Annotated in this window: 16 protein-coding genes; 13 read left to right on the top strand and 3 right to left on the bottom strand. The window is 52.4% G+C overall.

The annotated features are described in order from the left end of the window. Window positions 1-63: 63 nt before the first annotated feature. The 7 genes from ubiE (at window position 64) to tatD (ending at window position 5,548) form a co-directional block, all read left to right on the top strand. Window positions 64-819, top strand: coding sequence for a bifunctional demethylmenaquinone methyltransferase/2-methoxy-6-polyprenyl-1,4-benzoquinol methylase UbiE (gene ubiE / locus C1192_RS16340; RefSeq protein ID WP_000227958.1), 756 nt, complete (start codon window positions 64-66; stop codon window positions 817-819). Window positions 820-832: 13 nt separating this feature from the next. Beyond that, window positions 833-1,438 carry a ubiquinone biosynthesis protein UbiJ gene (gene ubiJ, locus C1192_RS16335; protein ID WP_001116105.1) on the top strand — a complete coding sequence of 202 codons (606 nt, stop codon included), beginning with the start codon at window positions 833-835 and terminating at the stop codon, window positions 1,436-1,438. Beyond that, on the top strand, window positions 1,438-3,078 hold the full coding sequence (gene ubiB, locus C1192_RS16330) for a ubiquinone biosynthesis regulatory protein kinase UbiB (protein ID WP_000187550.1): 1,641 nt from the start codon (window positions 1,438-1,440) through the stop codon (window positions 3,076-3,078). Before ubiJ ends, ubiB begins: the two co-directional genes overlap by 1 nt. A 78-nt stretch (window positions 3,079-3,156) precedes the next feature. Next, entirely contained in the window at window positions 3,157-3,426 is a 270-nt protein-coding gene (tatA, locus tag C1192_RS16325; RefSeq protein ID WP_001517367.1) for a Sec-independent protein translocase subunit TatA, read from the top strand. A gap of 3 nt (window positions 3,427-3,429) precedes the next feature. Further along, window positions 3,430-3,945, top strand: a complete 516-nt coding sequence (gene tatB / locus C1192_RS16320; RefSeq protein WP_000459603.1) for a Sec-independent protein translocase protein TatB — start codon at window positions 3,430-3,432, stop codon at window positions 3,943-3,945. 2 nt (window positions 3,946-3,947) lie between these two features. Next, complete coding sequence (tatC, locus tag C1192_RS16315) at window positions 3,948-4,724, top strand: Sec-independent protein translocase subunit TatC (protein WP_000109943.1); 777 nt, start codon at window positions 3,948-3,950, stop codon at window positions 4,722-4,724. A gap of 41 nt (window positions 4,725-4,765) precedes the next feature. Then, on the top strand, window positions 4,766-5,548 hold the full coding sequence (gene tatD, locus C1192_RS16310; RefSeq protein ID WP_010377432.1) for a 3'-5' ssDNA/RNA exonuclease TatD: 783 nt from the start codon (window positions 4,766-4,768) through the stop codon (window positions 5,546-5,548). Here the strand turns inward: tatD and rfaH are convergent. Next, the gene (gene rfaH, locus C1192_RS16305; protein ID WP_001192396.1) at window positions 5,545-6,033 is read right to left on the bottom strand and encodes a transcription/translation regulatory transformer protein RfaH; all 489 of its coding nucleotides are present in this window, start codon (window positions 6,031-6,033) and stop codon (window positions 5,545-5,547) included. The two genes, tatD and rfaH, sit on opposite strands and share 4 nt — an antisense overlap. Window positions 6,034-6,199: 166 nt before the next feature. Between rfaH and ubiD the strand changes: the two genes are divergently transcribed. Further along, window positions 6,200-7,693 (top strand): 4-hydroxy-3-polyprenylbenzoate decarboxylase, encoded by a 1,494-nt coding sequence (gene ubiD / locus C1192_RS16300; RefSeq protein ID WP_000339824.1) that lies wholly within the window; start codon window positions 6,200-6,202, stop codon window positions 7,691-7,693. A 45-nt stretch (window positions 7,694-7,738) separates the two neighbouring features. Beyond that, a complete protein-coding gene (fre, locus tag C1192_RS16295; RefSeq protein ID WP_038355386.1) occupies window positions 7,739-8,440 on the top strand; it encodes an NAD(P)H-flavin reductase in 702 nt (233 codons plus the stop codon). A 148-nt stretch (window positions 8,441-8,588) separates the two neighbouring features. Here the strand turns inward: fre and fadA are convergent, their stop codons facing one another. Then, on the bottom strand, window positions 8,589-9,752 hold the full coding sequence (gene fadA / locus C1192_RS16290) for an acetyl-CoA C-acyltransferase FadA (protein WP_038355387.1): 1,164 nt from the start codon (window positions 9,750-9,752) through the stop codon (window positions 8,589-8,591). 9 nt (window positions 9,753-9,761) lie between these two features. Beyond that, window positions 9,762-11,951, bottom strand: a complete 2,190-nt coding sequence (fadB, locus tag C1192_RS16285) for a fatty acid oxidation complex subunit alpha FadB (protein WP_038355388.1) — start codon at window positions 11,949-11,951, stop codon at window positions 9,762-9,764. Between the two features lie 188 nt (window positions 11,952-12,139). Here fadB and pepQ point away from each other — a divergent pair, with 188 nt between their 5' ends. The 4 genes from pepQ to hemG are packed head-to-tail and all read left to right on the top strand — an operon-like array spanning window position 12,140 to window position 16,132. After that, window positions 12,140-13,471 (top strand): Xaa-Pro dipeptidase, encoded by a 1,332-nt coding sequence (gene pepQ / locus C1192_RS16280; RefSeq protein ID WP_001517361.1) that lies wholly within the window; start codon window positions 12,140-12,142, stop codon window positions 13,469-13,471. Then, window positions 13,471-14,085, top strand: coding sequence for an IMPACT family protein (locus tag C1192_RS16275; protein ID WP_038355389.1), 615 nt, complete (start codon window positions 13,471-13,473; stop codon window positions 14,083-14,085). The genes pepQ and C1192_RS16275 overlap by 1 nt, the downstream gene beginning before the upstream one ends. Before the next feature lie 38 nt (window positions 14,086-14,123). Then, the gene (gene trkH, locus C1192_RS16270; RefSeq protein WP_000545680.1) at window positions 14,124-15,575 is read left to right on the top strand and encodes a Trk system potassium transporter TrkH; all 1,452 of its coding nucleotides are present in this window, start codon (window positions 14,124-14,126) and stop codon (window positions 15,573-15,575) included. A gap of 11 nt (window positions 15,576-15,586) precedes the next feature. After that, window positions 15,587-16,132, top strand: a complete 546-nt coding sequence (gene hemG / locus C1192_RS16265) for a menaquinone-dependent protoporphyrinogen IX dehydrogenase (protein WP_000853977.1) — start codon at window positions 15,587-15,589, stop codon at window positions 16,130-16,132. The last annotated feature ends 143 nt before the right edge of the window (window positions 16,133-16,275 follow it).

Raw genomic sequence — 16,275 nt, 5'->3', positions numbered from 1 at the left:
CTAGGGCAACGACGCCCAATCTGTTACACTTCTGGAACAATTTTTTGATGAGCAGGCATTGAGATGGTGGATAAGTCACAAGAAACGACGCACTTTGGTTTTCAGACCGTCGCGAAGGAACAAAAAGCGGACATGGTCGCCCACGTTTTCCATTCCGTGGCATCGAAATACGATGTCATGAACGATTTGATGTCCTTTGGTATTCATCGTTTGTGGAAGCGATTCACGATCGATTGTAGCGGCGTACGCCGTGGGCAGACCGTGCTGGATCTGGCTGGCGGCACTGGCGATCTGACGGCGAAATTCTCCCGCCTGGTCGGTGAAACTGGCAAAGTGGTCCTCGCTGATATCAATGAATCCATGCTCAAAATGGGGCGCGAGAAGCTGCGTAATATCGGCGTGATTGGCAACGTTGAGTATGTTCAGGCAAATGCCGAGGCTCTACCGTTCCCGGATAACACCTTTGATTGCATCACCATTTCGTTTGGTCTGCGTAACGTCACTGACAAAGATAAAGCGCTGCGTTCGATGTATCGCGTGCTGAAACCCGGCGGTCGTCTGCTGGTGCTTGAGTTCTCGAAGCCGATTATCGAGCCGCTAAGCAAAGCTTATGACGCTTACTCCTTCCATGTGTTGCCGCGTATTGGCTCGCTGGTGGCGAATGACGCCGACAGCTACCGTTATCTGGCAGAATCCATCCGTATGCATCCCGATCAGGATACCCTGAAAGCCATGATGCAAGATGCCGGATTCGAAAGTGTCGATTATTACAACCTGACGGCTGGCGTTGTGGCGCTGCACCGTGGTTATAAGTTCTGACAGGAGTACGACTATGCCTTTTAAACCTTTAGTGACGGCAGGAATAGAAAGTCTGCTCAACACCTTCCTGTATCGCTCACCCGCGCTGAAAACTGCCCGCTCGCGTCTGTTGGGCAAAGTATTGCGCATAGAGGTAAAAGGCTTTTCGACCTCGCTGATTTTGGTATTTAGCGAACGTCAGGTCGATGTTCTGGGAGAATGGGCGGGTGATGCTGATTGCACCGTCATTGCTTATGCCAGCGTGTTACCGAAACTCCGCGATCGCCAGCAGCTTGCCGCGTTAATCCGCAGCGGCGAGCTGGAAGTGCAGGGCGATATTCAGGTAGTACAGAACTTCGTTGCGCTGGCAGATCTCGCGGAGTTTGACCCAGCGGAGCTGCTGGCTCCTTATACTGGTGATATCGCTGCCGAAGGCATCAGCAAAGCCCTGCGTGGTGGCGCGAAGTTCCTGCATCACGGTATTAAACGCCAGCAACGTTATGTGGCTGAAGCAATTACCGAAGAGTGGCGTATGGCGCCAGGTCCGCTTGAAGTGGCCTGGTTTGCGGAAGAGACAGCCGCCGTTGAACGTGCCGTTGATGCGCTAACCAAACGGCTGGAAAAACTGGAGGCAGTTTAATGACGCCAGGTGAAGTACGGCGCCTGTATTTCATCATTCGCACTTTTTTAAGCTACGGACTTGATGAACTGATTCCTAAAATGCGTATCACTTTGCCGCTGCGGTTATGGCGATACTCATTGTTCTGGATGCCGAATCGGCATAAAGATAAACCATTAGGCGAGCGGCTACGACTGGCGCTGCAAGAACTGGGTCCTGTATGGATCAAGTTTGGGCAGATGTTATCGACCCGCCGCGATCTTTTCCCGCCGAATATTGCCGACCAACTGGCGTTATTGCAGGACAAAGTCGCACCGTTTGATGGCAAACTGGCGAAAGCACAAATTGAAGCGGCGATGGGCGGCTTGCCGGTGGAAGCGTGGTTTGATGATTTTGACATTACGCCCCTGGCATCGGCTTCCGTTGCGCAGGTACATACTGCGCGGCTGAAATCGAATGGCAAAGAGGTGGTGATTAAAGTTATCCGCCCGGATATTTTGCCGGTTATTAAAGCGGACCTGAAACTTATTTATCGTCTCGCCCGCTGGGTGCCGCGCTTACTGCCGGATGGACGTCGTCTGCGCCCAACTGAAGTGGTTCGCGAGTACGAGAAAACGTTGATCGACGAACTGAATTTGTTGCGGGAATCCGCTAACGCAATCCAGTTGCGGCGCAATTTTGAAAACAGCCCGATGCTCTACATTCCGGAAGTTTACCCTGACTATTGCAGCGAAGGGATGATGGTGATGGAGCGCATCTACGGCATTCCGGTTTCTGATGTCGCGGCGCTGGAGAAAAACGGCACCAACATGAAATTGCTGGCGGAACGCGGCGTGCAGGTGTTTTTTACTCAGGTCTTCCGTGACAGTTTTTTCCATGCCGACATGCACCCAGGCAACATCTTCGTAAGCTTCGAACACCCGGAAAACCCGAAGTATATCGGTATTGATTGCGGGATTGTTGGCTCGCTAAACAAAGAAGATAAACGCTATCTGGCGGAAAACTTTATCGCCTTCTTTAACCGTGACTATCGCAAAGTGGCGGAGTTGCACGTTGATTCAGGCTGGGTGCCGCCAGATACCAACGTGGAAGATTTTGAATTTGCCATTCGTACCGTGTGCGAGCCTATCTTTGAAAAACCGCTGGCGGAAATTTCGTTTGGACATGTGCTGTTAAATCTGTTTAATACGGCGCGTCGATTCAACATGGAAGTGCAGCCGCAACTGGTGTTACTTCAGAAAACGTTGCTCTATATCGAAGGCGTTGGACGGCAACTTTATCCACAGCTCGATTTATGGAAAACTGCAAAACCCTTCCTTGAATCGTGGATTAAAGATCAGGTTGGTATTCCTGCGCTGGTGAGAGCCTTTAAGGAAAAAGCGCCGTTCTGGATCGAAAAAATGCCAGAACTGCCTGAATTGGTTTATGACAGTTTGCGCCAGGGCAAGTATTTACAGCACAGTGTTGATAAGATTGCGCGCGAGTTACAGTCGAATCATGTGCGTCAGGGACAATCCCGTTATTTTCTCGGAATTGGTGCGACATTAGTATTAAGTGGCACATTCTTGTTGGTCAGTCGACCTGAATTTGGGTTGATGCCCGCCTGGTTAATGGCGGGGGGGCTGAGCGCCTGGTTTGTCGGTTGGCGCAAAACACGCTGATTTTTTCATCGCTCAAGGCGGGCCGTGTAACGTATAATGCGGCCTTGTTTAATCATCATCTACCACAGAGGAACATGTATGGGTGGTATCAGTATTTGGCAGTTATTGATTATTGCCGTCATCGTTGTACTGCTTTTTGGCACCAAAAAGCTCGGCTCCATCGGTTCCGATCTTGGTGCGTCGATCAAAGGCTTTAAAAAAGCAATGAGCGATGATGAACCAAAGCAGGATAAAACCAGTCAGGATGCTGATTTTACTGCGAAAACTATCGTCGATAAGCAGGCGGATACGAACCAGGAACAGGCTAAAACAGAAGACGCGAAGCGCCACGATAAAGAGCAGGTGTAATCCGTGTTTGATATCGGTTTTAGCGAACTGCTATTGGTATTCATCATCGGCCTCGTCGTTCTGGGGCCGCAACGATTGCCTGTGGCGGTAAAAACGGTAGCGGGCTGGATTCGTGCGTTGCGTTCACTGGCGACAACGGTGCAGAACGAACTGACCCAGGAGTTAAAACTCCAGGAGTTTCAGGACAGCCTGAAAAAGGTTGAAAAGGCGAGTCTCACTAACCTGACGCCCGAACTGAAAGCGTCGATGGATGAACTGCGCCAGGCCGCGGAGTCGATGAAACGTTCCTACGTCGCAAACGATCCTGAAAAGGTGAGTGATGAAGCGCACACCATCCATAACCCGGTGGTGAAAGACAATGAGGCTGCGCATGAAGGCGTCACGCCTGCCGCTGCGGAAACTCAGGCCAGCTCGCCGGAACAGAAGCCAGAAGCCACGCCGGAGCCGGTGGTAAAACCTGCTGCGGATGCTGAACCGAAAACCGCTGCATCTTCCCCTTCATCGAGTGATAAACCGTAAACATGTCTGTAGAAGATACTCAACCGCTTATCACGCATCTGATTGAGCTGCGTAAGCGTCTGCTGAACTGCATTATCGCGGTGATCGTGATATTTCTGTGCCTGGTCTATTTCGCCAATGATATCTATCACCTGGTATCCGCGCCGTTGATCAAGCAGTTGCCGCAAGGTTCAACGATGATCGCCACCGACGTGGCCTCGCCGTTCTTTACGCCGATCAAGTTGACCTTTATGGTGTCGCTGATTCTGTCAGCGCCGGTGATTCTCTATCAGGTGTGGGCGTTTATCGCTCCCGCGCTGTATAAGCACGAACGTCGTCTGGTGGTGCCGTTGCTGGTTTCCAGCTCTTTGCTGTTTTATATCGGTATGGCGTTTGCCTATTTTGTGGTCTTCCCGCTGGCATTTGGCTTCCTTGCCAATACCGCGCCAGAAGGGGTACAGGTGTCCACCGACATCGCCAGCTACTTAAGCTTCGTTATGGCGTTGTTTATGGCGTTTGGCGTCTCCTTCGAAGTACCGGTGGCAATTGTGCTGCTGTGCTGGATGGGGATTACCTCTCCAGAAGACTTACGCAAAAAACGCCCGTATGTGCTGGTTGGCGCATTTGTTGTCGGGATGCTACTGACGCCGCCGGATGTCTTCTCGCAAACGCTGCTGGCGATCCCGATGTACTGCCTGTTTGAAATCGGTGTCTTCTTCTCACGCTTTTACGTTGGTAAAGGTCGAAACCGGGAAGAAGAAAACGACGCTGAAGCAGAAAGCGAAAAAACTGAAGAATAAATTCAACCGCCCGTCAGGGCGGTTGTCATATGGAGAGCAGGATGTTTGATATCGGCGTTAATTTGACCAGTTCGCAATTTGCGAAAGACCGCGATGATGTTGTGGCACGCGCTTTTGCCGCGGGTGTTGATGGGCTACTCATCACCGGCACTAACCTGCACGAAAGCCAACAGGCGCAAAAACTGGCGCGTCAGTATCTGCACTGTTGGTCAACGGCAGGCGTGCATCCTCACGACAGCAGCCAGTGGCAAGATGCAACAGAAGAAGTGCTTGTGGAGCTGGCCTCGCAGCCAGAAGTGGTGGCGATGGGTGAGTGTGGCCTCGACTTTAACCGCAACTTTTCTACGCCAGAAGAACAGGAACGTGCCTTTGTTGCCCAGTTGCGTATTGCCGCAGAATTAAACATGCCGGTGTTTATGCACTGTCGCGATGCCCATGAGCGGTTTATTACATTGCTGGAGCCGTGGCTGGATAAACTACCTGGCGCGGTGTTGCACTGTTTTACTGGCACACGCGAAGAGATGCAGGCATGTGTGGCGCGAGGCATTTATATTGGCATTACTGGTTGGGTTTGCGATGAACGACGCGGACTGGAACTGCGAGAACTGTTGCCGTTGATTCCGGCAGATAAACTACTGATTGAAACTGATGCACCGTATTTGCTCCCGCGCGATCTCACGCCGAAGCCATCCTCCCGGCGCAACGAGCCAGCCTGTTTGCCCCATATTTTGCAACGTATTGCGCACTGGCGTGGGGAAGATGCCGCATGGCTGGCTGCCACCACGGATGCCAATGTCAAAAAGTTATTTGGGATTGCGTTCTAGAGTTTGCGGAACTCGGTGTTCTTCACACTGTGCTTAATCTCTTTATTGATAAGATTAAGCAAGAGCATAGAGCGTGCCTCACCGTCGGGTTCGGTGAAAATGGCCTGAAAACCTTCGAAAGCACCTTCGGTAATAATCACCTTATCACCTGGATATGGCGTTGCCGGATCGACAATGTCTTTCGGTTTATACACCGATAACTGATGAATCACCGCCGATGGGACTATCGCTGGCGATGCGCCAAAACGGACAAAGTGGCTGACACCCCGAGTGGCGTTGATGGTGGTGGTATGAATCACTTCTGGATCAAATTCCACAAACAGGTAGTTGGGGAACAATGGCTCACTGACTGCAGTACGTTTGCCTCGTACGATTTTTTCCAGGGTGATCATCGGCGCCAGGCAATTAACCGCCTGTCTTTCGAGGTGTTCCTGGGCACGTTGGAGTTGCCCGCGCTTGCAGTACAGTAAATACCAGGATTGCATAATGACTCTTATCCGTTTAATCGGGGCGCAAGAATAGCAAAAGCGATGCGTTAAGTTAATTATATTCCCGGGTTTGCGTTATACCGCCTGAGTTCACGCTAATTTAACAAATTTACAGCATCGTAAAGATGAACGCCGTATAATGTGCGCAGATTAAGAGGCTACAATGGACGCCATGAAATATAACGATTTACGCGACTTCCTGACCTTGCTTGAACAGCAGGGTGAGCTAAAACGTATCACGCTCCCGGTGGATCCGCATCTGGAAATGACTGAAATAGCCGACCGCACATTGCGTGCCGGTGGACCTGCGCTGTTGTTTGAAAATCCTAAAGGTTATTCAATGCCGGTGCTGTGCAACCTGTTTGGTACGCCGAAACGTGTCGCTATGGGTATGGGGCAAGAGGATGTTTCGGCGTTGCGAGAAGTCGGTAAATTATTAGCGTTTCTGAAAGAACCGGAGCCGCCAAAAGGCTTTCGCGATCTGTTTGATAAGCTGCCGCAGTTTAAGCAGGTGTTGAACATGCCGACGAAACGGTTACGTGGTGCGCCCTGTCAGCAAAAAATTGTTTCTGGTGATGATGTCGATCTCAACCGCATTCCCATTATGACCTGCTGGCCGGAAGATGCTGCTCCGTTGATTACCTGGGGGTTGACGGTGACGCGGGGGCCGCACAAAGAGCGGCAAAATCTTGGCATTTATCGCCAGCAGTTGATTGGTAAAAACAAGCTGATTATGCGCTGGCTGTCGCACCGCGGCGGTGCGCTGGATTATCAGGAGTGGTGCGCGGCGCATCCGGGTGAACGTTTTCCGATCTCTGTTGCTCTGGGGGCTGATCCTGCGACGATTCTCGGCGCGGTGACGCCAGTGCCGGATACGTTGTCGGAATACGCCTTTGCCGGATTGTTACGTGGCACCAAAACCGAAGTGGTGAAGTGCATTTCTAATGACCTCGAAGTACCTGCCAGTGCAGAAATCGTGCTGGAAGGGTATATCGACCCGGGTGAGATGGCTGCAGAAGGCCCATATGGTGACCACACGGGTTACTATAATGAAGTTGATAGCTTCCCTGTCTTTACCGTAACGCACATTACCCAGCGTGAAGATGCGATTTACCACTCCACCTATACCGGTCGTCCGCCAGATGAACCTGCGGTGTTGGGCGTGGCGTTGAACGAAGTGTTCGTGCCGATTCTGCAAAAACAGTTCCCGGAAATTGTTGATTTTTATCTGCCGCCGGAAGGCTGCTCTTATCGACTGGCGGTAGTGACGATCAAAAAACAGTACGCTGGACACGCAAAGCGCGTCATGATGGGCGTCTGGTCGTTCTTACGTCAGTTTATGTACACTAAATTTGTGATCGTCTGCGATGATGATGTCAACGCACGCGACTGGAACGATGTGATTTGGGCGATTACTACCCGCATGGACCCGGCGCGGGATACGGTGCTGGTTGAAAATACGCCTATTGATTATCTGGACTTTGCCTCGCCTGTTTCCGGGCTGGGTTCAAAAATGGGGCTGGATGCCACGAATAAATGGCCAGGGGAAACCCAGCGTGAGTGGGGGCGTCCTATCAAAAAAGATCCGGATGTTGTCGCGCATATTGACGCAATCTGGGATGAACTGGCCATCTTTAACAACGGTAAAAGCGCCTGATGCGCGTTTGTTTTGCCCTATTTATTGATCCGACAGAGAAAGCGCATGACAACCTTAAGCTGTAAAGTGACCTCGGTAGAAGCTATCACGGATACCGTATACCGTGTTCGAATCGTGCCAGATGCGGCCTTTTCATTCCGTGCAGGTCAGTATTTGATGGTAGTGATGGACGAGCGCGATAAACGCCCATTTTCAATGGCCTCAACGCCTGATGAAAAAGGATTTATCGAGTTGCATATCGGTGCTTCTGAAATCAATCTTTACGCGAAAGCTGTCATGGACCGCATCCTTAAAGATCATCAAATCGTAGTCGATATCCCCCACGGTGAAGCCTGGCTGCGCGATGATGAAGAGCGTCCAATGATTCTTATTGCCGGCGGCACGGGCTTCTCTTATGTCCGTTCTATTTTGCTGACGGCGCTGGCGCGTAATCCCAATCGTAATATCACTATTTACTGGGGCGGGCGTGAGCAGCAACATCTGTACGATCTTTCTGAGCTTGAGGCGCTTTCGCTTAAGCATCCTGGTTTACAAGTGGTGCCGGTGGTTGAACAGCCGGAAGCGGGTTGGCGAGGGCGTACCGGTACGGTATTAACGGCGGTGTTGCAGGATCACGGTACGTTAGCAGAGCATGATATCTATATCGCTGGACGTTTTGAGATGGCGAAAATCGCCCGAGACCTGTTCTGCAATGAGCGTAATGCGCGGGAAGATCGCCTGTTTGGCGATGCGTTTGCGTTTATCTAAGGGTTAAAAAAACCCGCCCCTGACAGGCGGGAAAAACGGCAACTAAAGCTTTATTCAGTGGCATTACTCTATGTCGCGTCTTATCCGGCCTACAAAGAGTCCTGAACCGTAGGCCGGATAAGGCGTTCACGCCGCATCCGGCAAGTGTTTAAACCCGCTCAAACACCGTCGCAATGCCCTGACCCAGACCGATACACATCGTCGTCAGACCAAACTGGGCATCTTTGCGTTCCATCAGATTCAGCAGCGTGGTGCTGATACGCGCACCGGAACAGCCCAGCGGATGACCCAGTGCGATCGCGCCACCGTTGAGGTTGATCTTCTCGTCAATCTGCTCCATCAGCCCCAGATCTTTAATACACGGCAGGATCTGCGCGGCAAAGGCTTCATTCATTTCAAACACGCCGATATCGCTGGCAGAAAGCCCCGCTTTTTTCAGCGCCAGCTTCGAGGCCGGAACCGGGCCGTAACCCATAATCGACGGGTCACAACCGACAACCGCCATCGAACGCACGCGGGCGCGTGGCTTAAGACCTAATTCACGGGCGCGGCTTTCACTCATCACCAGCATGGCTGCAGCACCATCGGAAAGCGCAGAAGACGTGCCCGCCGTTACCGTACCGCTGACCGGATCGAACGCCGGACGTAGCGTGGCGAGGGCTTCCACGGTGGTTTCCGGGCGAATCACTTCGTCGTAATTAAACTGCTTCAGTACACCGTCGGCATCGTGACCACCTGTCGGGATGATTTCATTTTTAAATGCGCCCGACTGCGTGGCGGCCCAGGCACGAGCGTGTGACCGTGCGGCAAAGGCATCCTGCATTTCACGGCTGATACCGTGCATACGCGCCAGCATTTCTGCCGTTAAGCCCATCAGGCCCGCCGCTTTGGCAACATTGCGGCTAAGACCTGGGTGAAAATCGACACCGTGGCTCATTGGTACATGACCCATATGTTCCACACCGCCGACCAGACATGCCTGCGCATCGCCAGTCATGATCATTCGTGCCGCGTCGTGCAATGCCTGCATGGATGAACCACACAAGCGATTGACGGTAACCGCCGGGACGGAATGCGGCACTTCTGCCAACAGCGCCGCGTTACGGGCGATGTTGAAACCCTGCTCCAGCGTTTGCTGCACACAACCCCAGTAAATATCGTCGAGAGCCGCTGCTTCCAGCGCCGGATTACGCGCCAGTAGACTACGCATTAAATGAGCGGAGAGGTCTTCCGCGCGCACGTGACGAAAAGCACCGCCCTTCGAACGGCCCATCGGGGTGCGAATTGCATCGACAATGACAACCTGTTCCATTGTGACTCCTTAAGCCGTTTTCAGGTCGCCAACCGGACGGGCTGGCTCAACCGGGGGATAGTATGGTTCGTTATGGCGCGCTTTATTACGCAGACCTTCCGGCACTTCATACAGTGGGCCGAGGTGCTGATATTGCTGCGCCATATCGAGATATTTCGCGCTGCCGAGGGTGTCCAGCCAGCGGAACGCGCCGCCGTGGAACGGAGGGAAGCCCAGGCCGTAGACCAGCGCCATATCCGCTTCTGCCGGAGTGGCGATAATGCCTTCTTCCAGGCAGCGCACCACTTCGTTGACCATCGGGATCATCATGCGGGCGATAATCTCTTCCTCGCTGAAATCACGCTTTGGCTGGCTGACTTCTGCCAGCAGGCCGTCAACGGCGGAATCTTCTTCTTTCTTCGGCTTGCCTTTGCTGTCTTCTTTATAGCGCCAGAAACCGAGACAATTCTTCTGACCAAAGCGGTTGGCATCAAACAATGAATCGATGGCGTCGCGATAATCTTTTTGCATCCGCTGCGGGAAGCCCGCTGCCATCACTGCCTGGGCGTGATGCGCGGTATCAATCCCCACGACATCCAGCAGGTATGCCGGACCCATCGGCCAGCCAAACTGTTTTTCCATCACCTTGTCGATCTTGCGGAAATCCGCGCCGTCACGTAGTAACTGGCTGAAACCAGCGAAGTACGGGAACAGCACGCGGTTAACGAAGAAGCCCGGGCAGTCGTTAACTACGATCGGCGTCTTGCCCATCTTGCTTGCCCAGGCGACAACTTTTGCGATGGTTTCGTCGGAGCTTTTCTCACCGCGAATAATTTCTACCAACGGCATCCGGTGCACCGGGTTAAAGAAGTGCATCCCGCAGAAATTTTCCGGGCGTTCCAGCGCGTTGGCCAGTTCGCTGATAGGAATGGTTGAAGTGTTAGAAGCCAGCACGGTATCCGGACGTACTTTCTGCTCAGTTTCTGCCAGCACGGCTTTTTTCACTTTCGGGTTTTCAACAACCGCTTCTACCACAATATCCACGCGGTCAAACCCGGCGTAGTCGAGCGTTGGGTGAATCGTGGAGATCACGCCAGCCAGTTTCAGACCATCGATCTTGCCGCGCTCAAGCTGCTTGTTCAGCAGTTTCGCGGCTTCGGTCATGCCGAGGGTTAACGACTTGTCGTTGATATCTTTCATGACAACCGGCACGCCTTTCCACGCGGACTGGTAAGCAATGCCTCCCCCCATAATGCCCGCGCCCAGTACAGCGGCCTGTTTCGGTGTTTCAACGTCTTGGGTAAGTTTTTTCGCTTTGCCTTTTACATATTGATCGTTAAGGAAAATGCCGACCAGTGCGCGGGCTTCGTTGGTGTGCGCCAGCGGAACAAAGCTTTTGTTTTCTAGGTTTAAGGCTTCTTCACGACCAAAACGGGCGGCGGCTTCAATGGTTTTTACTGCGGTGATGGGGGCCGGGTAATGTTTCCCCGCTGTTTGTGCGACCATCCCTTTAGCGATGGTGAAGCTCATGGTGGCTTCAATCTTGCTAAGTTTCAGCGGTTCCAGCTTCGGCTGACGTTTCGCTTTCCAGTCGAGGTCGCCGTTAATGGCCTGGCGTAAAATTGCCATCGCGCCTTCAAGTAGTTTTTCTGCTTTGACTACGCCATCAACCAGACCGATTTTCAGCGCCTGTTCGGCCCCGACATCTTTACCGGCGGCAATGATTTCCAGCGCACTGTCAGCGCCCAGCATTCGTGGCATACGCACGGAGCCGCCAAAGCCCGGCATGATGCCAAGTTTGGTTTCCGGCAACCCGATACGCAGATCCGGCGTCGCCAGACGATAATCGGTCGCCAGCACGCATTCGCAGCCACCGCCCAGCGCGTAGCCGTTGACCGCGGCAATGGTCGGCACCGGCAGATCTTCCAGTCGATTAAACACGCTATTGGCAAAATGCAGCCACTGGCTTAACTGTTCTTCCGGAACGAGAAACAGCGATAAAAATTCGGTGATATCAGCACCGACGATAAAGGTTGCTTTGTTCGAACGCAGCAGCAGCCCTTTTAAATCTGATTGTTGTTCCAGCACGCCGATGGCCTCACCGAGGCTGGCGACGGTTGCAGTGTCGAGTTTATTAACTGAGCCTGGGGCATCGAACACCAGTTCGGCAATGCCATCTTCCAGCCAGTCAAGGTACAGGGTGTCGCCTTTGTAAAGCATGTCAGTCTCCTGAATCCGCAAGGTGATCTGGTCGTACCAGATGGCTTGAAGTGTGTGTTTTATGTTAAAAATATGCAAATAAAAGATTAAAGAAATGCCGTTCTGATCACGCTCGGCAGAAATCACGCTCTGTATGAACGTTGTGCTAAGATGCGGAGACTTAAGGTCAAAAAACAGAAGGGTAAAAAATGGAATCACTGGCCTCGCTTTATAAAAATCATATAGCTACCTTGCAAGAACGGACTCGCGATGCGCTGGCGCGCTTCAAGCTGGATGCATTACTTATTCACTCTGGCGAGCTGTTCAACGTTTTTCTCGACGATCATCCCTATCCGTTTAAAGTGAACCCGCAATTCAAAGCATGGGTGCCGGTAACTCAGGTGCCAAACTGCTGGTTGCTGGTGGATGGCGTGAACAAACCGAAACTGTGGTTTTATCTGCCGGTTGATTACTGGCACAACGTCGAACCGCTGCCGACCTCCTTCTGGACTGAAGATGTGGAAGTGATCGCGCTGCCGAAAGCTGATGGTATTGGTAGCCAACTGCCTGCCGCGCGCGGCAATATCGGTTATATTGGTCCGGTGCCGGAACGTGCGCTGCAACTGGGCATTGAGGCCAGCAACATCAACCCGAAAGGGGTCATTGACTACCTGCATTACTACCGTTCTTTCAAAACCGAGTACGAACTGACCTGTATGCGTGAAGCGCAGAAAATGGCGGTCAATGGTCATCGCGCGGCAGAAGAAGCCTTCCGTTCCGGTATGAGCGAGTTCGATATCAACATCGCCTACCTGACCGCGACCGGCCATCGTGATACCGACGTACCTTACAGCAACATTGTGGCGCTTAACGAACATGCTGCGGTGTTGCATTACACCAAACTGGATCATCAGGCGCCGGAAGAGATGCGCAGCTTCCTGCTGGACGCCGGGGCCGAATATAACGGCTATGCGGCTGACCTGACTCGTACCTGGTCGGCAAAAAGCGACAATGACTATGCGCAACTGGTGAAAGACGTTAATGATGAACAACTGGCGCTGATCGCCACCATGAAGGCGGGTGTCAGCTATGTGGATTACCACATCCAGTTCCATCAGCGCATCGCTAAACTGTTGCGTAAACACCAAATCATCACTGATATGAGTGAAGAAGCGATGGTCGAAAACGATCTTACCGGGCCGTTTATGCCGCACGGTATCGGGCATCCGCTTGGCCTGCAGGTGCATGACGTAGCCGGTTTTATGCAGGATGATAGTGGTACGCATCTCGCGGCACCGGCAAAATATCCGTACCTGCGCTGCACTCGTATTCTCCAGCCGGGGATGGTGTTAACCATTGAACCGGGTATCTACTTCATCGAATCGCTGCTGGCTCCGTGGCGTGAAGGGCAGTTCAGCAAACACTTCAACTGGCAGAAAATTGAAGCACTGAAACCGTTCGGCGGCATTCGTATCGAAGACAACGTGGTGATCCACGAAAATAACGTGGAAAACATGACCCGGGATTTGAAGCTGGCGTGATGGAAAGCTGGTTAATTCCTGTGGCACCGGTCACGGTCGTTGAAGAGATCAAAAAAAGCCGCTTCATTACGCTGTTGGCACATACCGATGGCGTCGAGGCGGCGAAAGCGTTTGTTGAATCAGTACGGGCAGAACACCCCGATGCTCGCCACCATTGCGTGGCGTGGGTGGCGGGGGCGCCTGACGATTCACAACAACTGGGCTTCTCCGATGACGGTGAACCGGCGGGAACGGCAGGTAAACCGATGCTCGCCCAACTGATGGGCAGCGGCGTCGGGGAAATTACCGCCGTGGTGGTGCGCTACTACGGCGGCATATTGCTGGGCACCGGTGGGTTAGTGAAAGCTTATGGCGGCGGAGTGAGTCAGGCACTGCGCCAGCTAACGACCCAACGCAAGACGCCATTAACCGAATATACTTTGCAATGTGAATATAGTCAGTTAACCGGTATTGAAGCGTTGCTGGGGCAGTGTGACGGCAAAGTTATTACCAGCGATTATCAGGCATTCGTTCTGCTGCGGGTGGCGCTTCCGGCGGCGAAAGTGGCTGAATTTTCCGCAAAGCTGGCGGATTTTAGCCGTGGTTCATTGCAATTGTTAGCGATTGAAGAATAATCCCCACTTCATTTTGCAGAACTAAGGAAGCGGCAGAGATGCATTTTCGCGCCATAACCCGAATCGTTGGACTACTGGTCATCTTATTTTCAGGGACCATGATTATCCCTGGGCTGGTAGCGCTCATCTACCGGGATGGGGCGGGCCGCGCATTTACCCAGACCTTTTTTGTCGCCCTCGCGATTGGCTCCATGCTGTGGTGGCCGAACCGTAAAGAGAAGGGCGAGCTGAAATCCCGCGAAGGGTTTCTGATTGTGGTGCTGTTCTGGACCGTGCTGGGTAGTGTCGGTGCGCTCCCTTTTATCTTCTCGGAAAGCCCGAACCTCACCATTACAGATGCGTTTTTTGAATCCTTCTCCGGTCTGACCACCACAGGCGCAACGACGCTGGTGGGGTTGGACTCACTCCCTCATGCCATCCTCTTTTATCGCCAGATGCTGCAATGGTTTGGCGGGATGGGGATCATCGTGTTAGCAGTCGCGATACTGCCTATTCTCGGTGTAGGTGGAATGCAGCTCTATCGCGCGGAAATGCCCGGCCCGCTGAAAGATAACAAAATGCGCCCGCGTATTGCGGAAACGGCAAAAACTTTGTGGTTGATTTATGTTCTGTTGACCGTCGCCTGTGCGCTGGCGCTGTGGTTTGCTGGAATGGATGCCTTTGATGCCATCGGTCATAGCTTTGCGACAATCGCTATTGGTGGTTTCTCGACACATGATGCTAGTGTTGGCTATTTCGATAGCCCGACCATTAACACTATTATTGCTATTTTCTTGCTGATCTCCGGCTGTAACTACGGTCTGCACTTCTCGCTGTTAAGTGGGCGTAGTCTGAAGGTTTACTGGCGCGATCCGGAATTTCGCATGTTTATCGGCGTACAGTTTACGCTGGTGGTTATTTGTACACTCGTACTGTGGTTTCATAATGTCTACAGTTCGGCGCTGATGACGATTAACCAGGCATTTTTCCAGGTGGTGTCGATGGCGACGACCGCCGGGTTTACGACCGACAGCATTGCCCGCTGGCCGCTCTTTTTGCCGGTACTGCTGTTGTGCTCTGCATTTATCGGTGGTTGCGCCGGGTCAACGGGCGGTGGCCTGAAAGTGATCCGCATTCTGCTGTTGTTCAAACAGGGGAACCGTGAGCTGAAACGTCTGGTGCATCCGAATGCTGTTTATAGCATTAAGCTAGGGAACCGCGCATTGCCGGAACGCATCCTTGAAGCCGTGTGGGGATTCTTCTCTGCTTATGCGTTAGTTTTTATTGTCAGTATGCTGGCGATTATCGCCACTGGTGTGGATGACTTTTCTGCCTTTGCGTCGGTTGTTGCGACATTGAATAACCTGGGGCCAGGGCTTGGTGTGGTTGCTGATAACTTTACCAGCATGAATCCGGTGGCTAAATGGATCCTGATTGCCAATATGCTATTTGGTCGTCTCGAGGTCTTTACATTGCTGGTGCTCTTTACCCCGACTTTCTGGCGTGAATGATGGAGTAATACGTGAAAACATTAATTCTTTTCTCAACAAGGGATGGACAAACGCGCGAGATTGCCTCGTATCTGGCTTCGGAATTGAAAGAACTGGGGAGCCAGGCGGATGTTGTCAACTTGCATCGCACCGAAGAACCAGAATGGGAAAACTACGACTGCGTGGTAATTGGTGCATCTATTCGCTACGGTCATTACCATTCTGCGTTCCAGGAGTTTGTCAAAACGCATGCCACACGCTTGAACTCCATGCCGAGCGCCTTTTACTCGGTGAACCTGGTGGCGCGCAAACCGGAGAAGCGTACTGTGCAGACCAACAGCTACGCGCGGAAGTTTTTGATGAATTCACAATGGCGTCCCGATCGCTGCGCGGTTATCGCTGGGGCGCTGCGTTATCCACGCTACCGTTGGTACGACCGCTTTATGATCAAGCTGATTATGAAGATGTCTGGCGGAGAAACGGATACGCGCAAAGAAGTTGTCTATACCGATTGGGAACAGGTAGCGAATTTTGCCCGAGAAATCGCCCATTTAACCAACAAACCGATGATGAAATAAGCACAAAGAATAAAAAACACGCATTCGGAAAATTATTTTAAATTTCCTCTTGTCAGGCCGGAATAACTCCCTATAATGCGCCACCACTGACACGGAACAACGGCAAATAAGCCGCCGGGTCAGCGGGGTTCTCCTGAGAACTT

Origin of the sequence: Escherichia marmotae, assembly GCF_002900365.1 — a bacterium.
Taxonomy (GTDB): domain Bacteria; phylum Pseudomonadota; class Gammaproteobacteria; order Enterobacterales; family Enterobacteriaceae; genus Escherichia; species Escherichia marmotae.
Note: the sequence above shows the minus strand (reverse complement) of the source record. Positions and strands in the feature narration are given on the sequence as shown.